Consider the following 1,371-nt stretch of genomic DNA (forward strand, 5'->3'; position numbering starts at 1 on the left):
ACGTATATGGACTCCCCGTGTAATGCAAGAGTTTGAGAAAGCGTGTTGGCAAGTGCACGTATATTCGGTTTCTTTATGGGGAGCTACCCCGAACCTGTATGGCTTCATTCACGTTGCAAGGATTCTATACGAGTTAAAGGTGTATCAACACCGTCGTGCCTCTCAGATTTTTCCTTGCCTGCTTTGATTACACGTTATCCACGGTTTCTTGCAACTACATTGGTGAGATATTGCACTTCTTGTTACATCACAACCTTATCTAAGCACTACTAAGCAGGCAGCTTTTCTTGGTAAGGTTGGTTTGATTTCAGCATGGCACAAGCCATCCTGACAGTCTTATTAGCTAATGCTATAACAACTTTATTAAAATGATTTCTTTCAAGTAAGGCTCTTAGCCAGCAACTAAGTTGATCTGATTTATCTTTGATATTACTAACGACAGATCTTGCCCCATGCACAACCACTGCACGTAATGTTCGATCTCCCTTTTTACTTATACCTAATAACTTATTATGACCACCACTACCTGAATGAGCGGGGACTAAACCTATACTGGCACTTGCATCGCGTCCGCATTTATATGCTGAAGCATCGCCCATTCGAGCATAAAGTGCGCTGGCAACTATCCAGCCAACACCTCTTAATGTCATTAGTAACTGACAAGCTGGTATCTGTTTAGCATAAGCAATTAAATAATCAGTAACCTCCTGAATAGGTTTATCAAGTTCAATGAGCTGATTAAGAAGCTGGTGTAAAACAAAACGGGCAGAAGACGTTAATCCATTATTAGGATCTTCCAGCTCAAGAGGCAGTAAAGCACGTAATTTAGTAATGCTCTGCGGGAATTTTATCCCATATTCCAAGGCAAAGCCTCTAATTCGATTTGCTACCGCTGTTCTTTGTTTTATATAACTTTCTCTGAGGTGCAATACACTCGCGATATCTTGCTGCTCGGTTGTTTTGACTGAAACAAAGTGTATTCCTGGACGTTGGGCTGCTTCATAAATAGCAAGGGCATCATTTGCATCATTTTTATTACCCGCTCGATACATCCTGACAATTTGAGGCGGAAGAAGATGAACATGATGCTTATTATTTTGAAAATATCGCCCCCAATAATGAGCAGAGCCACACGCCTCCATATAAATCATAGATGCGGGATATTGGGCTATAAATGTGACCATTTTAGCTTGAGACATTTTTTGATTAGACTTTAATTTTCCATGTTGATTAAACAATGCAACTTGAAAAACGTTTTTAGCGAGATCAATACAAATAGTGCTAGGCTTATTCATGGTATGGGCTCCTTTTTGGTTGACACTATAACTTTAGCTGACAATGTCAGTAAGGTGGGGAGTCCATACCATTGAG

At 40.3% G+C, this 1,371-nt stretch carries 1 protein-coding gene; it reads right to left on the minus strand.

Annotated features, from left to right (window positions below):
* Nucleotides 1–269 precede the first annotated feature (269 nt).
* Nucleotides 270–1,295 (minus strand): IS110 family RNA-guided transposase, encoded by a 1,026-nt coding sequence (locus C9J51_RS19305; protein ID WP_045041001.1) that lies wholly within the window; start codon nt 1,293–1,295, stop codon nt 270–272.
* Nucleotides 1,296–1,371 lie beyond the last annotated feature (76 nt).

Origin of the sequence: Photobacterium iliopiscarium (assembly GCF_003026395.1) — a bacterium.
GTDB lineage: Bacteria > Pseudomonadota > Gammaproteobacteria > Enterobacterales > Vibrionaceae > Photobacterium > Photobacterium iliopiscarium.

What these genes read in the sequence shown, in the direction of transcription:
- C9J51_RS19305 (WP_045041001.1), bottom strand. Translation starts at nt 1,295, where the DNA reads ATGAATAAGCCTAGCACTATTTGTATTGATCTCGCTAAAAACGTTTTT.